Raw genomic sequence first — 20,048 nt, 5'->3', positions numbered from 1 at the left:
AGACAAACTACGTCCGGTTGGAAGTGTGCCGCACTCGTTGAAGGAGTAGGGCAGCCCAGCACTCTTCACTGTGCTTCCCCGCCTCGACCACCGGAACAGATGGATCGGTGCCATCGACTGGTTCTCCCGGCCGACAAGACGAGCGATTAGCATTCATATGTGACCGACTTCATGACTCCTGAAGCGCGGAGTAAGCACATGGCTAAGATTCGCTCTAAGGATACCAAGCCAGAGCTTGTTCTTCGATCGCTGTTACATCGTGCGGGCTACCGGTACAAGCTTCACGACAAGTCGTTGCCTGGCCGGCCAGACCTCGTGTTCCCGGCCCGCAAGAAAGTGATATTCGTGAATGGGTGCTTCTGGCACGGACATGACTGTCCAGTAGGAGCCAGGCTTCCAAAAACCAACACAGAGTACTGGCACGACAAGCGCGAGCGGAATCGGGTGCGGGACCTTCGGCAGATATCCGAACTCCGCGGTACGGGCTGGGAGGTTATGGTTGTGTGGGAGTGCCAAGTTAAGTCCGACGGTAACCATCTTGAAGTGGTGCAGAAATTTCTCGATTCGGGCAAAGGCCTGATCCATCTAAATCGTGAACTAGGACTTTTTATCATCAGTCTTGTCGAGGTAGAGACTTGAGATCGACCAATCGTGACAGGGCAAACCCACCTCTCCATGTCAGGTATTCTTTGTGCGCAACGCCGGAGTGATGGCAGGAAGCCGGCGGCAATTACACGTTCAACCAGGGACGCAGGGCGGCCCTAGCAACAAGCATGCCGCCCACACCCGTTTACGAACATGGCCCCTCCCCACACCAGTGCCCATGCTGGGTGAGCCGGGTTACGCAACCGTTTACGTAACCCGTTTGTGCAAGCCCCGCCAAGAAGAGCACCCAAGGACCCACATGGCCACCATCCGCGACGTCGCCAAGCACGTAGGCGTTTCGCCCGCCACGGTTTCGCGTCGTCGATGGCCTGATGGGCTACTCGGACGAGACTCGACAACGGGTAGAGGAAGCCGTCAGGTAGCTCAGCTACGAAGCGGACAACCTCGCCAGGCGCCTGAAAACCCGGCAAACATCGGTGATCGGCCTTCCGGCACCCATGGTGTCCGACGCCATGGTGTCCGACGCCATGGCCTCCCACGTCATGCAAGGCGTGGAACTCGAGGCCCAGGAGCGCGGTTACGCTGTGATGCTCGGCCGCGCAGGTGCCAAATCGATGTTCGTCTCCGGCTACCTCCGTACACTCCGTACCTAGAGTGTGGCGGGCGCCATCCTGATTTCGGCGGTCATCACTCCAGAATTCCGGCAATTGCTCGGCTCCGCGATCCCCGTCCAGGCGGTCGCCATCCGCGGCGAACAGGGCGCGTGGTCAACGAACGCCAACGCCGCGGCCCACGAGTCCCCGAGGACGTCTCGGTGCTCGGCTTCGACAACGCCTAACCTCTCCGCGTGTCCACCCGCCGCTCAACACCGTCGCTTAAACACTCGAAGACATGGGCAACGGCGTGAACAGCTGTGGACCCGACTCTCCAGCAGGTCCCACACCTTTCCTCCTTCAATCAGCCGGCAGGAATCACCCCAACCCCACCGGCAAATTCCCCACCGCAACGTCCATGATGTTCAGCCCCTCGTCCACCAGCGCACTCCCCTGCGGCAGCGTCACGCTCGAGACCTCGAACGCCGGCGGAATGTCGATCTTCGTGGCGAACACACGGGCCGGCTCATCCACCCGCACAACGGTCGATGACCCACCGATGTAAGCCTGAGTGTGCCGCTGGTGATAGGCCGACGTGGCCACCACAACGCTCGTATCCGAAGCGACCCCGGAGAGCCAGTTCGGCAGAGAAAGCGTCACCTGCCGGCTCTGCCCGTTCGTGAAGTGCACGGTCGCGACGCCCGAGGACACGTTCCCCGTGGAAAACCCCGTCACCAGCAAGGTTCGCCCCTTGCCCGAAACAGCAACTTCCTGCCCGGCAGCCTTCAGAGTATCCGGCGGCCCCACCGCCGTCGGATGCCAAACGGACGAGACCCCAAATGCCGAGTACGGCTTCCCGCTCACCAACCCAGCCGCCGCCAGAGCCTCCTCCGAGAACGTCCTCCGATCAGCCGTAACAGCCCCATTACGCGGATTGGCCGCGTTCGCCACCGACGTCTGGTTCACCAAAGAACCGAAAGGCAGCGCAGCAGGCGCAATTCCAGGCCCTTGGTAAGCACCGATATTCGGTGCCCCAACAGAAGAGGCACCAGAGGTGGGATTCCCGAAGAAGTCCCTGCCGCCGTCGTCGTTAATCGCAATACCAGCACCCAACAAAGGCGACCCGGAAAGCAGCCGATACCCCGGAACTGACAGAGAAGACTGCCCACTTCCGCCAGCAACCAACCGAGGATCCCCCAACACCGAACCAGTCTCACCAGCCGGAGGCAAAATACCGCCGTAGTACGCGTTGTTCGCATACACAGCCGACGCGGCTTTCAAAGCACCGCCCGGCGCCACAAAGAGGTTGTTACGGACCTCCCGCGGGCCGGTCATGTCGTCCAGGAAGACGCGCGACGGGCAGTAGAAGGTGTTGTTGTAGATGTAGTGCTTGCCCGTACCGCTGCTGCTGCCGCCCAACCGACAGTCGTCCTGGGCGATGTTGTACCGCAGCACCACGTTCGCCGCGGTGGCACCGCCGCCGCAGTTCGAGACGCAGTTCAGGTAGAAGCCGCCCGCGTTCCCGTACGAATAGTTGTACTGGAAGAGGCAGGTTCCCACGATCTTCATGTCGCAGTCCCAGGCCGTGGAGTCGTACACAGAGGTGGTGCTGTTGCCCACGACGTTGAACTGGAATACAGGGTTCTTGGAGTTGTACGGCCACATGCCGGCGAAGTTGCCACCTTCATACGGGTGGGCGCCTTGGCCGAGGTTGAGTCCACTGTTGTACTCGATGAGCGGTGAGTCGGAATTGTGGATCACGATCGCGTCGCCGCCCACGTCGTGGATCTTGTTCCGGGCTACGTAGACCTTGGTGTTGTAGCGCTCGGTGGTGTCCGGAGCGGAGATCTTCACGCCACCGCCGGCGGCATCGTTCACCTCGTTGTCAGTGATGGTGATGCCGTCCACGGAGCCCTTGCCCCAGGTGCGCACCATGATGCCGGCAGACTGGGCAAACCCAGCGCCGTTCGTAGCCTTGTTGCGCCAGCCAGCCACGTCTTCCACATGGTTTCCGGTGACCACGATTCCGGCGGTCTGTGCCGTTCCGCTGTTCTCAAAGAGGATGCCCACCCTGCGCACGGGAGTGTCCGACGGGTTCACAACATGCAGTCCGCTGACCGTCCAGTGGCTGGCATTGGTGATCTGGATGGCTGCCACCGCGCCGCCGCCATTGATGGTGGGCTTGCCGCCGTCGCCGTAGCTCGAAAGAGTGATCGGGTGGTCCGCGACGCCGGTGCCCACCGGCGTCAGGGCGCCTGTGCAGTCCGTGCCGGCCCGGAACAGGACCGATTCACCGGCGTTGAACGCGCCGTGGCCGTTGACCTGGGCGATCGAGTTGAACGGGCTGGCCTGGCTGCCGTCACCGGGAGTAGCGGCCGAGCAGTCCACGTAGAACTTCGCATCGCTGATCTGCACGATCAGCGCGCCGATCCTGCCCGTGGTGGCCACATCAAACGGGCCGGTGCCGGTGGCGACGAGCTCCGTCGTTCCGCCTGCGGCTCCAGCAGGCACCACGAAGGTGATGGTCGCAACGCCGGTGGCGTCAGCAACGGCGTCGGCCACGTTTTCGCCCCGGAGGCTCAGGCTCACGGGGCTCAACGGCTGCAGGTCACGCACGACGACGGTAGCCGGGGTCCCTGGGACAAGCGAGTTGAGGTTCGTCCCGGCTGAGCCCTCGAGACGCAGCGGCGCGGCGAGGAATTGGTCGGAGCAGTTGAGCTTCGCATCGGCCCAGTCGGCGTGATCGTTGCCGTTCCCTTCCGGGCCGGGCTCCACCTTGAGCTGCAGCGTGGTCCCGCCCCGGAGATCCACGTTGACGGGCAGGGCATCGTCCGTTCCCCTCCGCTCCCCCGCGAAACGCTCCACGCCGTCCACCAGGACCTTGAAGTCCACCCGGCCGCGGTCACCCTGGGTATCGTCCACACCCACCTGCGCGAGGAATTGCCGGCACTGCCCGCCGAGGTTATACGTAATGGACGACGCCGCGTGGGTTCCGAGGCCCTTCGCATGCACGGTGCCGCCGATGGTCAGCGGCGCGCGATTGGCGTCCGCGAGCGCTTGGCCGCCGTTGCTCATGTCCAGTTCAGCGGGACCCCAACCGTTGGTCATGCTTGACCATGGAACGTCGCTGGCATATACGACGCCGGTGGGCGGTGGAGGCAGTTCGGCTGCGGTTGCTACGGGGCTGGCTGCGACTCCGGCGGCTACCAGCGTGGCGGCTGCCAGGGCCGCGGATGCGGTGGTTGCGGCCAGACGCCTGGCCAAGGTTTGTGGGTGCAAGTGAGGCTCCTCATTGAGTGGGTTTCCTCAAGGAGTCTCTTGTGGTGGCACTGCGAAGAGCAACGAAATGCACAGGATTGAACACGCGGGCTCAGCGCCCTTACAGCCTCACCTTGTAGACGTGGTGGGTGGATTCAACGGGGAAGTCATCCGTGAACTTCCCGTCTTTCACGGCGATGGTGCGGTTCTCGTTCAGCACGTCAACCGACTTGGGAGTGACACCCGTTGGCAGGGTGAAGGTCCGCTGCCCGGTCTGCGCGTCCTGCGTCATCGCGAAAATGTAGCCGTCGCCGTTGTAGCTCTTCAGCATGGTGTCCAGCCCATCACCGAAGTTCCACACATAGCTCTGCGTGTTCAGAACCGGCGCCAAAGCCTTTACTTCCGCGTTGACCTCACCCATGGCTTGCACTTGATCCCGGGAGCAGGCGGTGTTGTGAATGCGGACATCGGCGAGCGCATCTCCGGACATGCACGGGTTGTCGTCCCCACCTCCAGGTGACTGCGTGAACCACACGATTCCGCGCGACTCGTGGATGAGCATCGCCCACACCTGCGCCTTCACCCTGTCCGGCGTCATCTGGTCGGAGAGGTCATGCTCCCCTTCAGGACTAAGCACGGTGGGGACCATCCAGATGGGCGTGTAAACACCCCTCGCGGCGTTGACCTCCTGCATCACCTGCATGGCTTTCGCGTACGCGGACGACGTCTGGCAGGTGGCCGTCGTCGTCGGGTTGTATCCCTGGGGTGTGCGGAGCCGCCAATCGCGGCAGGCACCTGCGTAGTAATAGTTGGACGTCGAGGACACGTCCACGGTCTCCCAATAACGCTTGGTGATGTCCATCGGTGCGTCGTAGCTGATGAGGGACGGAGTCCAGTTGGCGTAGGTGAACCGGCCCTCCTCCTTGGCCTTCAGCTCTTTGATCGTCTGGTTCATGTGGGCAACGCCCTCGTCCCAACCGAACCTGCCATCCACTTCGTCGTCAACGTAGTTACCTGGTAGTTGCGCCCAGTTGTCGGGTGCGTTCTTTGGTTTCATCAGCGAGAACATGCCGTGCTGATCGAACAGGGCATAGTCAGTGTCCGGGTTGAACTGGACGTAGAAGTTGATGCCATGCGCTTTGTCGAACTGCATCTGTTCACCATTCGCGGATGCGTACCAAACTCCGATGGGGAAGAAGTTGGGATCATCCCACCCTGCGGCGTCCGCCTTGCTGAACTTCTTATAGAAATCAGGACCACCGTCCCAGGGAATCCTAGGGAGTTTGGCCAACACCGCCGGGGGCGTTGCGGATGGCGAGCCTGTGGATGACGCGGGCGCCGTGCCTGTGGGGATTGCTGACGGGCTCGACGGCGGGGCGCTGGGGTCCGCTGTTCCGGTGCAGCCGGAGAGTAACAGGACGGCAACCGCTGCTGCCGCTGTGAAGTAGCGAACCCGCCTCATTGCTCCTCGATTCCGTCCCGATGGTGAAACCTGTCTATAGGATGACAGGGCTTTCCTCCAGCCCCTAACAAAACTTCGGCGATCCGGCTAAGCTCCGGTCCATCGCGTGATGGCTATGTTGCTAATGGGGGTAACGGTGATGTTCCGATCAAGGTGGACTACTGATGCGCAGCTCAAAGCGAGAAAGGCCCGACGTCGGCGACGCCCACTTTTGGTTGCGACGGCCTTGGCAACTGCCGCGGTTGTGGTTGCCGCGCTGACAAACGTTCCCGCCCAGGCAGACATGTCCGCAACCCGGGCTTTGAGCGTCCCCAGCAACAACTGGGATTACGTCACCATCAATACCAGCTACTTTCACGACGTTCTTGCCCGAGACGCAGCAGGTGATCTCTGGGTCTACGCCGGCGATGGCCTTGGCGGCTGGAAGAAGCCCCGTTTCAAGATGGGCGAGGGCTGGAATGTCATGACCGCAATCGTCGGTCCGGGCAAGTTCCAAAGCGAGTTCACGGATGACCTCCTGGCCCGGGACGCCAATGGCGACCTGTGGCTCTACCCTGGCACTGGCGCTGGAATTCTCAAGCCGCGCATGCAGGTGGGCGTCGGCTGGAACGTCATGACTGCGTTGGTGGGACCTGGGGACTTCAACGGCGACTACATGGCAGATCTCATGGCCCGTGATGCCGACGGGCGGCTCTGGCTGTATCCGGGAGATCACCACGGCGGGTGGCTCCCCCGGTTCCAAATCGGCGAAGGCTGGAACGTGATGACGGCCCTTATTGGTCGCGGCGATTTCAACGAGGACCGGAAAATGGACCTCCTTGCCCGGGACACCAGCGGCGGCCTTTGGCTTTACCCCGGAAACGGAACCGGCGGGTGGCTCCCGCGGATGCAAGTCGGCGAAGGCTGGAACACCATGACGGCAATCATCGCCACCGGCAACTTCGACAACAATTACCAGGGATACGCGCAGATCATCGCCCGGGATACCAACGGCATACTCTGGCTCTATGCCGGGATTGGAAGCCGTCACCTGGAGCCGCCGAAACAGATCGGAGAAGGCTGGAATGTCATGACCGCGCTGGTCTGATCTCCCTTCGCGTTTCGCTCGCAGCCCGACTGGGCTTGTCATTTCGGAAATTTCCGACATATCATCTTCGAGTGCTTCCTGATGTCTTCGGCGCCCTCGCGAACCCTTCGCGGCGTACCATCCTCGATAGCCTCCGTGAGGGCCCCCTAACGGCGGGCGATCTAACAGGCCGCTTGGACCTCAGCCGCTCTGCAGCGTCCGAGCATTTGGCAGTCCTGCGGGAAGCCGGCTTGATCCGGGAGGAACGGCAAGGCCGGAACAGGATCTACCACCTGGAGGCCTTGGGCCTCCGGGATGCCAGCGATTGGCTGAAGAACTACGAGCAATATTGGAACCAGCGGCTCGACGCCCTGGCCGAACTACTTGATGAGGAAAACACCCCATGACCGAAAACGCCATCCGTCTACAGCGCACGTTCACCCATTCCCGCGAGTCCGTCTGGGCTGCGCTGACAACGCCTGAACTCCTCGCCCGCTGGTGGGCTCCCGGCGACATCGCACCTGTGGTGGGCCACCGCTTCACCATGGACATGGGCGGTTGGGGTCAGCAGCAATGCGAAGTCACCGCCGTCGAACCCGGCATCTCCATCACGTTCGTCTTCGCAGAAGGCACCCTGGACACCACTATCACTTGGGCCTTGGAAGCTACCGAAACCGGCACCATCCTTCACTTCGAGCACGCCGGCTTCAACCTGGACACACCCCTGGGGCGGCAAGCCATTGAAGGCATGGGCAATGGCTGGCCGGGTCTCCTGGCCCGCATCGACCAAGTGTTGGTCAGCGTTAGTTAAGGCTCTTTCAGGAAGGCTTGGTACGGCCCAAGGATAATTTCTCGATAGTGCGAACTGGCCCGTAACTATTTGCCTGTTGACAAGCTGGTTTCTTTTATTTGTGCTAGGAAAGCCTGTTTCAGTGGTCGATCCCCAAGGATATGTTGCCTATGGACACTAGAACTAAATTGATTTGACTAACCCTAAATGGACCCCATAAGTTAGCAATGCACTCACAATGAGTGCAATGCTAAGGGGTTTCATGAATTCACCGATGAGTGGCATCGTCCTCACGAGCAATAATCAAGAGAATTGGCTCAGAACGGACTAGCGCGAAATTATGACCCTGAGACTGGATAACATCTCGAAGTCATTCGGAAACATTAAGGCCGTCCACGAGTTGAGCTTTAGCTGCGCTCCAGGGACGATTACCGGGTTCATCGGGCCAAATGGGTCCGGGAAATCCACCACGCTCAGAATGATCGCGGGCCTGACCCGGCCGGATGCCGGCAGCATTACGATTGCTGGCTCGCCCTTCCACGAACTGCTGAACCCAGGGGAACAGATAGGCTTCCTGCTCGATCCTTCGGCGCACCATCCCGGCAGGTCGGCCCGCGAAACAGTCACTTTGACCGCCGCAATGATGGGGCTACCCAGGCAAAGGGTGGATGCCGTTCTTGAGTCGGTAGGTCTTGCCAGTGCGGGTCGTAGAAAAGTACGCTCCCTGTCCCTGGGCATGCGCCAACGCCTTAGTTTGGCCATCGCACTTCTGGGAAAACCCAAGTACGTCGTCCTGGACGAACCAGCCAACGGGTTGGACGTCGAGGGAATGAGCTGGCTTAAGGCATCCATCCGGCGATTTGCCGCAGACGGTGGTGCCGTTCTCATCTCAAGCCATTTGCTCAATGAGCTTGAGTCCTATGTAGATCGCGTGGTCATCATTGACCGCGGCCGCGTGATCTCCAACTCCTCCATAGGAGACCTGGGAGGAACGGAAGTCACTGAAGTCGATGGCCCTCAGAGGTCTGAAATCAGGCGAGTCCTACAGGCCGAGGGAATTGCACTGGCCGAGGCCCCTCATTCCGCGAATGAGCGAATCTCAGTTATGTCGTCCCCCGAGCACGTCGGTGAAATCCTTTGGAGGAATGGCATCCAAGTGAGCCTACTGCACAGAAAGCCCGTGGAATCGTTGGAAAGTTACTACAGTGAACTGACTTCCCCGGAGTTTGCAGCGGTCTCCAGGACGGAGGAGGGGAAATGAGCGGCATCAGCAGTCCGGTATCGAACCCCATCGGCGTTGCCGTCTACGTCGAAATGCGAAAACTCATCAATACCCGCAGCTCACGATGGCTTCTCTTCAGCATGACGCTTCTCGGCATCCTGATGATCGTCGCGTTCGTGGCCGTCTCAGCAAGCCGCAATGAGCCGATTGACATGTCCATGATGCTTGCAGCCTTGGCCTTGCCCGCTGGCATAGGTGCGCCAATTATTTCGATTCTCGCGATTACCTCCGACTGGCAGCACCGGGACAACGTGAAGTTCTTCGTATTGCAGCCAAGGCGGGGAGTGTTGCTTCTGGCAAAGTACATCGCTGTGGCCATCTTTGGTCTCGCCACAATGCTGGTGATTTGTGCTGTGGCATTTGCCGTGTCGGCAGGCTTCTCCGTTTTCACGAGCTCGGACATCATGTTCGGAAGCCTGAGCAGGAGTGTCTGGCTACTGGTTTGTGCCACCCTGGTTGGCGTCATGTCCGGGGCTGCGGTCGCTTCCGCGCTCCTGTCCACGCCACTCGCCATTGTCTTTGTGCTGTTTCAGTCTTTTGTGTTCGACTCGTTGATTGGCCTGGTCGCTGGCGATGCCACGCCATTTCTTCAATCAGCCACGTTCACCAACGTTCTGACTGAAGGTGGCAACGCTGCAGCTGCTGCATCTTCAGCTGTCCTATGGATTCTTATTCCTTGTGTGATCGGTATCTGGAGAAACCGAACCAAGGATGTTGTCTAATTCGTGTTACGCGGGAATGGAGTAAGTCGATGGAAACCAGCACACAACAAGATCGTGTGATCGCCGAGGCTCAGACCTAATTGCCTCGGCTCTAGGTAACAGGAAGTCTGACGCCAAGGGCTTTCATTCCGGGCCGTATTCCTCTTCGGTTTCGGCGAGTACCTCGGCAGCCGTCCGGCTTCCGCCGTCCGCGAGGCGCCGAAGTTCCTCCACATCGCCACGTTCCGAGGCAAGCTCAATGAGGAGGTCCACGGCGTCGGTACTCCCCCGCGCGGCAAAACGACGCAGTTCCTCAAGGTCGCCCCGCTCAGCGGCAAGTTCCACAAGCTGGTCTATGGCGTTCTGGCTGCCTTGGTCTGCCTGCGCCCGAAGTTCAGTCAAATCATCGTCGGTCATGGTGTGAACATTCCACATTTGCCTGCCGTCCGGAAGTCCGCGTTGCCATATGCAGGATGATGACTTCGATACTGGTGGGCCGCGCCTTCTAACAATGAGCTGGACCCGCGGTTGCGGTAGCCGAGCTGTTGGATGAACCAGAGGAGCAAGGCAGCAAGCGGCTGTCGGCCCTGTTCGGGCCGACAGCCAAGGTATTGCTTAGAGGGTGGTCAGCAGTTGCTGCATCTCCTTGATTTCGGCTTCCTGCGCGGTCACGATGTCTTTGGCCAATTGCACCGCATCAGCATTTTGCCCGCCCGTGGTTTCGGTCTGGGCCATCACCACTGCACCCTTGTGGTGGGCGATCATCTGGGTCAGGAACAGCTTTGCGGCGTCTGCACCTTGGGCTGCTTGGAGTTTCGCCATGTCGTCAGCGCCCATCATGCCTTCCATGCTGTGGCCGCCGGGCATCTGCGTCGACTGGTTCCAGCCGGACAACCAAGAGGTCATTTTCTCGATCTCCGGTCCCTGAGCGTTTTTAATTCGGGTGGCGAGGGCGCTGACTTCATTGGGGATGCCCTGCTTGGCCAGGATCATGTCGCTCATTTCCACAGCCTGCGCATGGTGGGGAATCATCATCTGGGCAAACATCACGTCCGCTGCATTGTGGTCGCCCACAGCTTGGGAGGACTCAGACGCTGAGGGGCTGGAGGAGCTCATGGCGCCGTGATCCATCCCCGGCATGGAGGTCGCGGACGATCCGGGGGTTCCGGTACTGCAACCGGCAAGGGCCAAAGCCGCCGCGAGGGCAACTGCAGACAGGGGCAAGAGCTTTCGGGTGTTCATAAATGGTCCTTCACAAGGAGGGGTGGGCGTCGAGGCGCCAACGCGAAAAGTTTTGGTGATGCTCAGCAGAATCCGCTGGGCAGTGGCTGCCTGCGAGCAGCAGAAGAGCAGGCCCGGTCATCCGGGCAGCCCAACCATGCGGGCAGCCTGTCATTCGGGCGCCGAGGCGACCGTTTATGTCCTGCTGATCGACAATTCACCCGGTGAAGGACTTCCGGGCAGGTAAGACCACAGTGTGCCGGAAGACTCGGCCTGGAACTGGAAGGTGGAAGGCGCTGTGGTTGTGTTGTCCCGAAGCGGCGCAGCCAGACCACCGGTCCCGACTGATGGGATGCACGAACCGCCCGCCACATGCGCAGTTGGGCAGTTCCCGGAGCAGGAACACTGCGCCAGCGGCACCGTGCCTGATTCTCCGCCCATGGACTGCGCCGCGCCCATATGACCGGTGTGGGCGGCGGCATCTCCAGTGGCGGCGACGGCCGTAGGGGCCGAGTCCGCCGCAGTGGTGATGACGCCCGTGTGCATGGAGTGGGGGCCGATCATGATGTGCATACCCAGCAAACCGGCGATCAACGCCAGCACTGCGGCCAGAAGGCCTGCCCTGAGGAAGAATCTGGTTATGGCCGGATGTGGTTCCACAGCAGTCCTTCCTTGTCCGTGACGAGTCAACGATGGTGCCGAGTCAGCGTGGTCGGTTTCAGCCTACCGGCCCATGGCACCCCGCCCTGTTCAGGGTGCCCGGGGCCGGTGGCTCTGCTAACGAACCTCTGCGGGGTTCAGTTTCACACGGCGCAGCAGCTGGGCGTTCAAGGCAACCACGATCGTGGAGACCGACATCAGTACCGCCCCGGCGGCGGGAGACAGGACGATCCCCGCGAAGGCCAGCACGCCTGCAGCCAGCGGCACGGCGATGATGTTGTACCCGGTTGCCCACACCAGGTTCTGCCACATCTTGGTGTAACTGGCCTTGGACAGATCCACCATGGACAGGACGGCACGTGGGTCGTTTCCGGCCAGGATCACTCCGGCCGATTCCATGGCCACGTCCGTGCCGGCTCCGATGGCGATGCCAACCTCAGCCCGGGCCAAGGCGGGAGAGTCGTTCACGCCATCGCCGACCATCGCGACCTTCAATCCACGGGCCTGCAGTTCGGCGACTTTCTTGTCCTTGTCCGCCGGGAGGACTTCAGCGAAAACTTCGTCAATGTTCAATTCGGATCCAACGGCGTCGGCCACCTGTTTGGCGTCACCAGTGATCATGCCAACTCTCACGCCCCGGCTTTGCAGGGCCTGGACCGCCTGCCGGGATTCCCAGCGGATCGCGTCTTCCAGGCTGACCGCGCCCAAGATCCGGCCCCCGTCAACCACGTGCAACACGGCGGCGCCCCTATCCATCCAGGCCCGGGTCGCGGCGCTGAGCCATTCAGGTTCAGTGAGGCCCAGTTCCCGGAGCAGGGCCGGACCGCCTACCTGGACAGTCCGGCCGTCAACGGTTGCCCGCACGCCCCTGCCGGTCATTGAGCTGAAACCCGTCGCTGCCGGCTGCTGGAGTCCCTTCGCGTTCGCGGCCCGAACGATCGCGCGGGCCACAGGGTGTTCGCTATCGGACTCCACGGCCGCGGCCAGAGCCAGCAGCTCCTCGACGGTGGTGCCTTTGGCGGCGACGGCGTCCTTGAGTGCGGGCTCGCCCTCGGTCAGGGTTCCGGTCTTGTCGAACAGGACGACGTCGATGGTGCGCATCCGTTCCAGGGCCATCCGGTTCTTGATCAAAACCCCGGCGCGCGCAGCCTGTTCGGTTGAAATCGCGATGACCAGCGGGATCGCCAAACCCAGGGCGTGGGGGCAGGCGATCACGAGCACGGTGACGGTGCGCGTAACGGCTTCCGGCAGGTTGCCCATCAGGACCCATGCGATGAAGGTGATGACACCTGCGATGGTTGCGAAGTAGAACAGGAATGCCGCTGCCCGGTCCGCCAGCGCCTGAGCCTTGGATGATGAAGCCTGCGCTTCGGCAACCAGACGCTGGATCCCAGCGAGTGCGGTGTCTTCCCCGACGGCGGTGACCTGGACCCTGACAGTGTTATCGGTGGCGACAGTTCCGGCAACCACAGAGTCCCCTGCCACCCGGAGGACGGTCTTGGATTCCCCGGTGATCATGGACTCGTCGAATTCGGCCTGTCCGTCGACTACTGTGCCGTCGGCCGGCAAGCGGGCTCCGGAGCGTACCAGTACAACGTCACCAGCTTGCAGGGCTGCGACGGGAACGGTTTCCACGCCCGCTCCAGTGATGCGTTCGGCCTCGTCCGGCAGGAGGGCCGCGAGTGCATCCAACGCGCCTTGGGCGGAGCCGAGGGCGCGCATCTCGATCCAGTGCCCCAGCAGCATGATGGCTACCAGCAGCGCCAGTTCCCACCAGAAGTCCAAGTCGAAGTTTCCGATCCGCAGGCTGGTCGCCCACGAAGCGACGAACGCGACGCTAATGGCCATGGCAATCAGCAGCATCATGCCGGGTTTGCGGGACTTCAGCTCGCTGAGTCCTCCCCTAAGGAACGGCTGGCCCCCGTAGAGGAAGATTACAGTGCCGAGTACCGGTGGAATCCAGGCCGATCCGGGGAACTCCGGAGGCATGTAGCCCAGAAGGTGGGCGAACATCGGGCTGAAAAACACCACTGGGACGGATAGGGCCAGAGTCAGCCAGAAGCGGTCCTTGAACATGGCCGTGCTGTGCCCGGCGTGCTGGCCGTGGCTATGCACTGCGTGGTCGTCCTGACCCCGCGCAGCGCCGTGGCCCTCATGGCCACCATGGCCACCATGGCCACCGGAATGGTCCTGATGTTCGCTGTGTTCTCCCGAGGTAGCTCCGGGTTGCTGGTGATGGTGGTTGGCGTGGTGTGGGTCAGCTTCGCCGGCCAGTGAAGCCGAATGGATGTGCTCTTTCATGTGTGCTCCTGCAGAAACGATGGCGCGCATCGCCCTCTCAGGCCGCGCAGGCCGTGATGCGTGGACTAGCGGGTCAGGGCGTAACCGGCGTACCTGACAGCGTCATGGACCGCAGCCAATTCGGGGGATCCGGTAATCAGCAGGCGGGAAACTCCGCCGGCGACGAGCTCGATCGCGGCGGCGTCCACGCCGTCCACGTCTTTGACCGCGCGCTTAAGGCGGCCGACGCAGCCTCCACAGGTCAGCCCTTCTACGCCGAGCTCAACATCCGTTGAAGTGGGCGGAACGACGCGCGCTTCCGTGGAGCAGCGACCGCAGCCGGAGGAGGACGTCGCGGTCAGCGGCAATTCAGTGCGGGAGGATATTTGCATGTCAGTTCCATTCCTTTGCAGATTTGCGATGGAGTGCTGGGGTTGAACGGCTGTGAAAGAGGGAGAACCCTCCGGGACATACCACTTCACTGACAACACCATGAATATACCCCTAGGGGGTATATTCATGCAAGGTTCCCCAAGCGTGATACGCCTCTCTCCGAAGAACCGCTTTGAGCACGCCCGTCCTGCGGCTCTTGAGCAGGTGAAGCCTTGGAGGCATCCTTGGAGGGAGAACGTGTTGGAGGCTGCGATGGACTCGTCAGACACAGGCGCACAGCCGGTGACACCGGCCGGGTTGCTGGCCTCGCTGGCTTATATCGACAACGTTGGATTCCATGGGATCGCAACGACTCTCACCGGCCCGGACCCAAAGATCGACCGGAACTGGGCTGCATTAATCCGCAACGCACACATCGCCGTCGCAGCGACTACTTGGCCGGTGGACCTGCAGGCCGCTGCCGACCGGTTCACCCATGCGGCCGAAGAGTTGATCGCTGTCCTTGAAAGGCGGGACACGGCCGCCGTGGCCGAGCCTGCCAAGGAACTCCATATCGCCTACCATGCGCTGAGCGACGCAGGCTGGAGCCATCTTGCAGCGGCTGCGGGAATGAAGACCGAAGGCGACCACGACCACCACGGACACGGGCACTCCCACTAAAGACCGTCCCTGCGGCAGCTAGCTTCGCGTGGCCAAAACCGCGTTGATCTGATCGCGGATCTCATCTCCGACTTGCTCGTCAGTGAGACCACTATTGGCGGAAGAGCTCATGCTGACGAACATGATCGCCGAGATGACGCGGGCAATTTTCCCTGGGTCCCGAGCCGTCAATTGCTCATCCCGGCCCAACACCTCCGCGATGGCGGCTTCCGTGCGGATGGTCAGCGCAAGTGCCTCCGCATGGTGGGGTTCGGTCGGATCGCCGAAGACGATCTCTTTCAAGTAGGTCCGGCCGTTCTCGATCTGGACCCGGTTGCATTTGATGATGGGCCGGATGATCGCCATGATCCCGTCAAGGACAGCTTCTTCCTGTTCCGCGGCGGCGACGCCCGAGTTGAGCGCTTCGGCGTATTTGACGTTGTGGACCAGGAGAAGCAGCTCCGCCTTCGTCTTGGCGTACAAGAACAAGGTTCCCGATCCGACGTCGGCCTTTTCCGCCACTTGCTGGGTGGTGACCTCGTCTACGCCGTACTGGGTGAAGAGCTCGCGGGCCGCGGCGGTGATCCGGTCAAGCTTTTCCTGCTTATTCCGCTCACGTCGGCCAAGGGTCTGGGGCACAGCCTGCATTCAAATACCGTATCAGCGGCCCAGGAATTCGAGGGCGACGGGGACGAACTCCTGGTGGTACTGGAAGATGCCGCCATGCCCTGAATCCGGGTAGATGACCAGTTCACTGCCCGGAATCCGGAGGTGCATATCGTCGGAGAGCCGGGACGGAACCATGCGGTCGTTGTCGCCGTTGGCGATGAGTGTCGGCTGGGTGATGGCGCCCAGGTTGGCCGGTTCCTTGCGGCCCCACTTCTTGATGGCCTTCAGTTGCGTCTGGAAAGCCTTGGTTTTGATGGGTGCGTCCCGATTGGCGGTGCGCTCGTTGAGGCGCTGGATAAATGCCCTCGCGGCGGGCTTGCCCGCGGCATTGCGGTTGAAAAACAGAAATTCCTTCGGGTCCTGCCGGGTCAGCGTGGCTCGCAGGACGTCGTAGTAGGTGACGCGAGCCACCTTGTCGATGCCCTTCCCACCTGCAGGACCTGTGCCGGCAAGGACCAGCTTCCGCACCAACTCCGGGTATTTGACCACCAAAGCCTGGGCAATCATGCCTCCGAGCGAGAATCCAAAGAGGTCTACTTTCTCGTACCCGAGCGCTTTGATGAAGGTCGCCGCGTCCTCAGCCATCTCCTCGATGGTGCCCGGAACGTTGCCGGTTGTGGCACCGACACCACGGTTGCTGAAGGTGATCACGTGGTGCTTCTCGGCGATGGGGTCGATGACGAGCGGATCCCAGTTGTCCATTGTCGCGGCGAGGTGGACCAGGAAAACGACGGGGATTCCACCCTTCTGACCCAGCTCACGGTAACTGTAGGTGACGCCGCCAGCGGTAACTGTGCTGCCCGGCGCGTCCTTGTAAGCGGTGATGACTTTGCTCATGAGGTTTGTCCTGACTTGTTGAGTATTCGGTTTGATCAGTGGCTGACGACTGTTTTGCCGCGAACGCCGCCCTTGTCCAGCTCGGCAAGGACGTCCGGCGTCTGGTCGAACGGGACTACCCGGCCGACAACGGGACGGATTTCCCCGGCATCGATGAGCGCGGCAATCTCCCGGAGCTGGCTGCCGTTGGCGCGCATGAAAAGGAACTCGTAGGTGACGCCGAGACGACGGGCCTTACGCCGGATGCCCGCACTAATGAGCGCCACAGCGCCCTTCATCACGGCGTTTGCTCCGAGCTCTTCGGCAAAGCCGGGATCCGGCGGCCCTGAGATGCCGATTGCCTTACCGCCCGGCTTGAGGACTTTCAGCGACCTCTCCAGATTCTCGCCGCCGAGGCTATCCAGAACGAGATCGTAGCCTTGGAGGATCTCCGCAAAGTCCTCCGTCCGGTAATCAATCACCACGTCCGCCCCGAGCTCGCGGACAAAGTCCGCGTTTCCGGCGCTGACCGTCGTGGCAACCATGGCGCCAAGATACTTGGCCAGCTGGATCGCAATGGAGCCCACTCCCCCGGCTCCCGCATGGATCAGGACCTTCTGGCCCGGGCCAACGTTGCCGCGTTCAACGAGCGCCTGCCAGGCGGTCAGGGCCACAAGTGGCAGGGATCCCGCTTCGTCCATGCTGATCGACGCCGGCTTGATGGCAAGGTCCGACTCTGCCACAGCGATCCGCTCGGCAAACGTGCCGATGCGGTCCTTGTTGGGACGGGCGAACACCTCATCCCCCGGCTTGAAGGACCGTACTTTCGCACCAACACTGACCACGACTCCGGCGAGGTCATTGCCAAGGATCAGCGGAAGCCTGTACGGGAGAACCTGCTTGAACTCCCCCTGCCGGATCTTCTCGTCCAACTGGTTCAGGCCGGCCGCCTTCACCTGCACAAGGACGTCATGCTCGCCGACTACGGGCTCGGGAACGTCAACCTCTTGCAAGGGTTGTTTGTATTTATTGAGGACGAAGGCTCTCATTGGTGCTCTCCAGATTAGATAACTGAGTTGACTCAATTCTGAGTGTACTCAGTTCTTAAGTCAAGAGCGCCTCCTGACCTGTTTTGGTTGGCCGCGGTCACTTTGCCGCTGATCGGGGTTGATTTTGGGCCACTCCTGGCCCAAAAAGGGTCCGGGAGCCACAGGCCTCATGATCAACAGTGCTTCCCAGCAAAAAGGCACGAAAAAAGGAGACACGTTGTGCCTCCTCACTTTCAATCTATACGGCACCGGGGGGCTTGCCGCAAGGCCCAGGGGTTGCTGCAAAATTGAGAGCCGACGCCGGAAGTACGCGCTGTTTCAGACGCGCGGTTCCGGCGCCATCAGCCCAGAAAGGAGCTGACAGCGTGCCTCTCACAACCAGCGCGTTCAACCTTCCCGAGCACCTCGCACCCAAAGCAGATCCAGCCCTGATCGCTGCCGATGAGCAGCACTTCGCAGCCATCGCTGAAAGCCTTGAACAGACCATCTCCCAGCTGTCCGATCAGCTCGATGCCATACGCAAAGCCCCAAGCCGCTTCGGCCAGGAGGCCGTGGAGAAGGACGTTGAAACCCGTCGGCTAACCGGGAGGCTTCGTGCACTGCGTCGCTTCGGGCTGGACCTCTGTCTGGGTCGCGTTGTCCCCGCCGGCGACACGGAACCGCTCTACATTGGCCGACTCGGGCTCACGGACAGTGACGGCCGCAGGCTGCTTGTCGACTGGCGCTCCCCCGCCGCCGAGCCGTTCTTCGGAGCCACCCACGCCAACCCCATGGGCCTGGCAGCCCGACGTCGTTATCGCTGGACCCGGGGACGGATCACCGACTACTGGGACGAGGCTTTCACCGCGGACCCGGCCACGGCAGAACTGCCCGGCGGCACCGCTGCGCTTGAAGATCTTTCGGCGTTCATCGCCAGCCTGGGCAGCAGCCGCTCTGCGCGGATGCGGGACGTGCTGGGCACCATCCAAGCGGACCAGGACGCCATTATCCGCGCATCTTCCCGGGGCGCGTTAGTGGTCGACGGCGGTCCCGGTACAGGTAAGACTGTGGTCGCCTTGCACCGCGCCGCGTATCTCCTCTACGCGGACCCCCGGCTGGGTCACCGCAGGGGCGGCGTGCTGTTCGTCGGCCCTCACTGGCCGTTCCTGGCGTACGTTGCAGATGTCCTCCCCAGCCTTGGTGAAGAGGGCGTGCAGACCTGCACGCTGAGGGACCTCGTGCCTGAGGGAGCCGACGCTGCCCTCGAGGACGACGAGGTTGCCGGTCTGAAATCTTCGGCGAACCTCGTGAAGGCGATCGAGCCGGCGGTGAGGTTCTACGAGTCACCGCCGAAGGAGGGCATGGAAGTCGAGACGCCTTGGGCCGACGTCTGGCTGAGCGCAGATGACTGGGCGGAGGCGTTCGACGTGCCGACACCAGGCACTCCCCACAATGAGGCGCGCGAGGAAGTCTGGGAGGAACTGCTCACCATTTTGGTGGACAAGTTCGATACGGACGAAGTTCCAGAGGACTTGCTTCGGCGGTCCTTTGCGCAGAATCCGGACCTGGTGGACGCGTTCAACCGGGCATGGCCGCTGCTTCATTACACGGATCTCGTGGCCGACCTTTGGCGGGTACCGGCGTACCTGCGTCTGTGCGCCCCTTGGCTCAGTGCTGATGAACTGGGGAAGCTTCAGCGGTCCGAACCGCACGCTTGGACTGTGTCCGATTTGCCCCTCCTGGACGCAGCCCGCCAACGGCTGGGCGATCCTGAAGCGTCCAAGCGAAGGCGACGCCAGAAGGCGGAAGCCGCTGCCGAGCGTGAGCTCATGGACCGCGTGGTGGAAGACCTCGTGGCTGCTGACGATTCCGAAATGCTGGTCATGTCCATGCTGCGCGGCGAGGACATGCAGGAGAAGCTCCTGGACGAGTCAGTGTTGATCGCGGACCCGGACCAGCTCGCGGGACCGTTCGCCCATGTGGTGGTGGACGAGGCCCAAGAACTGACCGACGCCCAGTGGCAGATGCTCCTGCAACGCTGCCCGTCCCGGAGCTTCACGATCGTCGGTGACCGCGCGCAGGCCAGGCACGGATTCACTGAGTCCTGGCAGGAACGGCTGGACCGCGTCGGGCTGAGCAACGTGAACCTGACCCATCTCAGCATCAACTACCGCACGACCGAGGAAGTCATGGCCGAGGCTGAACCCGTTATCAAGGCCGCCCTCCCCGACGCCAACGTCCCCACGTCCATCCGGAGCAGCGACCTCCCGGTCATCCACGGATCCGTTGCAGACCTGGACTCGGTCCTCACCACGTGGCTCGATGCGCACGCCGAAGGAATCGCTTGCGTCATCAGCAAGAACGACGCCGGACGCGGCTCGTCCCCAGCGTCGCCACGCCTCCGCTGGCTTGCACCGGAACTATCGAAGGGCCTGGAGTTCGACCTCGTAGTCGTGATTGATCCGGAGGATTTCGGTACGGGCATCGAAGGAGCCGTGGACCGCTATGTCGCGATGACCAGGGCCACCCAGCAGCTGATCATCCTCACTACGGCTGAGCGGACCCACGGCACCCGCTGAGGAAC

At 61.8% G+C, this 20,048-nt stretch carries 19 protein-coding genes; 9 read left to right on the top strand and 10 right to left on the bottom strand.

The window, feature by feature from the left end; all coding sequences use genetic code 11:
- The first annotated feature begins 159 nt into the window (after positions 1-159).
- Together LDN90_RS05455 and LDN90_RS05445 are read left to right on the top strand one after the other, a co-directional pair.
- The gene (locus LDN90_RS05455) at positions 160-639 is read left to right on the top strand and encodes a very short patch repair endonuclease (protein ID WP_223948259.1); all 480 of its coding nucleotides are present in this window, start codon (positions 160-162) and stop codon (positions 637-639) included.
- A 443-nt stretch (positions 640-1,082) separates the two neighbouring features.
- Positions 1,083-1,259, top strand: a complete 177-nt coding sequence (locus tag LDN90_RS05445; RefSeq protein WP_223949385.1) for a hypothetical protein — start codon at positions 1,083-1,085, stop codon at positions 1,257-1,259.
- Between the two features lie 318 nt (positions 1,260-1,577).
- On the opposite strand, the gene LDN90_RS05440 is transcribed toward LDN90_RS05445, so the two are convergent.
- Complete coding sequence (locus LDN90_RS05440) at positions 1,578-4,478, bottom strand: NPCBM/NEW2 domain-containing protein (protein ID WP_223948258.1); 2,901 nt, start codon at positions 4,476-4,478, stop codon at positions 1,578-1,580.
- A 100-nt stretch (positions 4,479-4,578) separates the two neighbouring features.
- Positions 4,579-5,919, bottom strand: a complete 1,341-nt coding sequence (locus LDN90_RS05435; RefSeq protein ID WP_223948257.1) for a hypothetical protein — start codon at positions 5,917-5,919, stop codon at positions 4,579-4,581.
- Positions 5,920-6,145: 226 nt separating this feature from the next.
- Between LDN90_RS05435 and LDN90_RS05430 the strand changes: the two genes are divergently transcribed.
- The 5 genes from LDN90_RS05430 (at position 6,146) to LDN90_RS05410 (ending at position 9,779) form a co-directional block, all read left to right on the top strand.
- Entirely contained in the window at positions 6,146-7,006 is an 861-nt protein-coding gene (locus LDN90_RS05430; RefSeq protein WP_223948256.1) for a VCBS repeat-containing protein, read from the top strand.
- Positions 7,007-7,077: 71 nt separating this feature from the next.
- Positions 7,078-7,392 carry a metalloregulator ArsR/SmtB family transcription factor gene (locus tag LDN90_RS05425; RefSeq protein ID WP_223948255.1) on the top strand — a complete coding sequence of 105 codons (315 nt, stop codon included), beginning with the start codon at positions 7,078-7,080 and terminating at the stop codon, positions 7,390-7,392.
- The gene (locus LDN90_RS05420) at positions 7,389-7,796 is read left to right on the top strand and encodes an SRPBCC domain-containing protein (RefSeq protein ID WP_223948254.1); all 408 of its coding nucleotides are present in this window, start codon (positions 7,389-7,391) and stop codon (positions 7,794-7,796) included. Before LDN90_RS05425 ends, LDN90_RS05420 begins: the two co-directional genes overlap by 4 nt.
- A 319-nt stretch (positions 7,797-8,115) precedes the next feature.
- Positions 8,116-9,036 (top strand): ATP-binding cassette domain-containing protein, encoded by a 921-nt coding sequence (locus LDN90_RS05415; protein ID WP_223948253.1) that lies wholly within the window; start codon positions 8,116-8,118, stop codon positions 9,034-9,036.
- On the top strand, positions 9,033-9,779 hold the full coding sequence (locus tag LDN90_RS05410; protein ID WP_223948252.1) for a hypothetical protein: 747 nt from the start codon (positions 9,033-9,035) through the stop codon (positions 9,777-9,779). The genes LDN90_RS05415 and LDN90_RS05410 overlap by 4 nt, the downstream gene beginning before the upstream one ends.
- Positions 9,780-9,902: 123 nt before the next feature.
- On the opposite strand, the gene LDN90_RS05405 is transcribed toward LDN90_RS05410, so the two are convergent.
- The 5 genes from LDN90_RS05405 to LDN90_RS05385 form a co-directional block, all read right to left on the bottom strand.
- Positions 9,903-10,175, bottom strand: coding sequence for a hypothetical protein (locus LDN90_RS05405; RefSeq protein WP_223948251.1), 273 nt, complete (start codon positions 10,173-10,175; stop codon positions 9,903-9,905).
- A 198-nt stretch (positions 10,176-10,373) separates the two neighbouring features.
- A complete protein-coding gene (locus LDN90_RS05400) occupies positions 10,374-11,000 on the bottom strand; it encodes a DUF305 domain-containing protein (protein ID WP_223948250.1) in 627 nt (208 codons plus the stop codon).
- Positions 11,001-11,174: 174 nt separating this feature from the next.
- A complete protein-coding gene (locus LDN90_RS05395; protein ID WP_223948249.1) occupies positions 11,175-11,639 on the bottom strand; it encodes a hypothetical protein in 465 nt (154 codons plus the stop codon).
- Between the two features lie 117 nt (positions 11,640-11,756).
- Positions 11,757-13,940: a copper-translocating P-type ATPase gene (locus tag LDN90_RS05390; RefSeq protein WP_223948248.1), complete on the bottom strand. Its 2,184-nt coding sequence runs from the start codon at positions 13,938-13,940 to the stop codon at positions 11,757-11,759.
- 65 nt (positions 13,941-14,005) lie between these two features.
- Positions 14,006-14,311 (bottom strand): heavy-metal-associated domain-containing protein, encoded by a 306-nt coding sequence (locus LDN90_RS05385; RefSeq protein WP_223948247.1) that lies wholly within the window; start codon positions 14,309-14,311, stop codon positions 14,006-14,008.
- 253 nt (positions 14,312-14,564) lie between these two features.
- Here LDN90_RS05385 and LDN90_RS05380 point away from each other — a divergent pair, with 253 nt between their 5' ends.
- Positions 14,565-14,972 (top strand): hypothetical protein, encoded by a 408-nt coding sequence (locus tag LDN90_RS05380; RefSeq protein ID WP_216924724.1) that lies wholly within the window; start codon positions 14,565-14,567, stop codon positions 14,970-14,972.
- 18 nt (positions 14,973-14,990) lie between these two features.
- On the opposite strand, the gene LDN90_RS05375 is transcribed toward LDN90_RS05380, so the two are convergent.
- From LDN90_RS05375 to LDN90_RS05365, 3 genes are read right to left on the bottom strand one after another with little or no spacing between them, the layout of a single operon-like run.
- Entirely contained in the window at positions 14,991-15,599 is a 609-nt protein-coding gene (locus LDN90_RS05375) for a TetR/AcrR family transcriptional regulator (RefSeq protein ID WP_223948246.1), read from the bottom strand.
- Positions 15,600-15,611: 12 nt separating this feature from the next.
- Entirely contained in the window at positions 15,612-16,457 is an 846-nt protein-coding gene (locus LDN90_RS05370; RefSeq protein ID WP_223948245.1) for an alpha/beta hydrolase, read from the bottom strand.
- Positions 16,458-16,492: 35 nt separating this feature from the next.
- On the bottom strand, positions 16,493-17,485 hold the full coding sequence (locus LDN90_RS05365; protein WP_223948244.1) for an NADP-dependent oxidoreductase: 993 nt from the start codon (positions 17,483-17,485) through the stop codon (positions 16,493-16,495).
- Between the two features lie 365 nt (positions 17,486-17,850).
- Here LDN90_RS05365 and helR point away from each other — a divergent pair, with 365 nt between their 5' ends.
- Positions 17,851-20,043 (top strand): RNA polymerase recycling motor ATPase HelR, encoded by a 2,193-nt coding sequence (gene helR, locus LDN90_RS05360; RefSeq protein WP_223948243.1) that lies wholly within the window; start codon positions 17,851-17,853, stop codon positions 20,041-20,043.
- The last annotated feature ends 5 nt before the right edge of the window (positions 20,044-20,048 follow it).

The sequence above is a fragment of the Arthrobacter sp. NtRootA1 genome (genome assembly GCF_019976975.1).
Lineage (GTDB): Bacteria > Actinomycetota > Actinomycetes > Actinomycetales > Micrococcaceae > Arthrobacter > Arthrobacter aromaticivorans.
This window is presented reverse-complemented; position numbering and strand designations above follow the sequence as displayed.

Coding starts and splice junctions, on each gene's coding strand:
- LDN90_RS05415 (WP_223948253.1), top strand. CDS start 8,116: ATGACCCTGAGACTGGATAACATCTCGAAGTCATTCGGAAACATTAAG.
- LDN90_RS05400 (WP_223948250.1), bottom strand. CDS start 11,000: ATGAACACCCGAAAGCTCTTGCCCCTGTCTGCAGTTGCCCTCGCGGCG.
- LDN90_RS05365 (WP_223948244.1), bottom strand. CDS start 17,485: ATGAGAGCCTTCGTCCTCAATAAATACAAACAACCCTTGCAAGAGGTT.
- LDN90_RS05385 (WP_223948247.1), bottom strand. CDS start 14,311: ATGCAAATATCCTCCCGCACTGAATTGCCGCTGACCGCGACGTCCTCC.
- LDN90_RS05410 (WP_223948252.1), top strand. CDS start 9,033: ATGAGCGGCATCAGCAGTCCGGTATCGAACCCCATCGGCGTTGCCGTC.
- LDN90_RS05435 (WP_223948257.1), bottom strand. CDS start 5,919: ATGAGGCGGGTTCGCTACTTCACAGCGGCAGCAGCGGTTGCCGTCCTG.
- LDN90_RS05380 (WP_216924724.1), top strand. CDS start 14,565: ATGGACTCGTCAGACACAGGCGCACAGCCGGTGACACCGGCCGGGTTG.
- LDN90_RS05405 (WP_223948251.1), bottom strand. CDS start 10,175: ATGACCGACGATGATTTGACTGAACTTCGGGCGCAGGCAGACCAAGGC.
- LDN90_RS05390 (WP_223948248.1), bottom strand. CDS start 13,940: ATGAAAGAGCACATCCATTCGGCTTCACTGGCCGGCGAAGCTGACCCA.
- LDN90_RS05375 (WP_223948246.1), bottom strand. CDS start 15,599: ATGCAGGCTGTGCCCCAGACCCTTGGCCGACGTGAGCGGAATAAGCAG.
- LDN90_RS05420 (WP_223948254.1), top strand. CDS start 7,389: ATGACCGAAAACGCCATCCGTCTACAGCGCACGTTCACCCATTCCCGC.
- LDN90_RS05370 (WP_223948245.1), bottom strand. CDS start 16,457: ATGAGCAAAGTCATCACCGCTTACAAGGACGCGCCGGGCAGCACAGTT.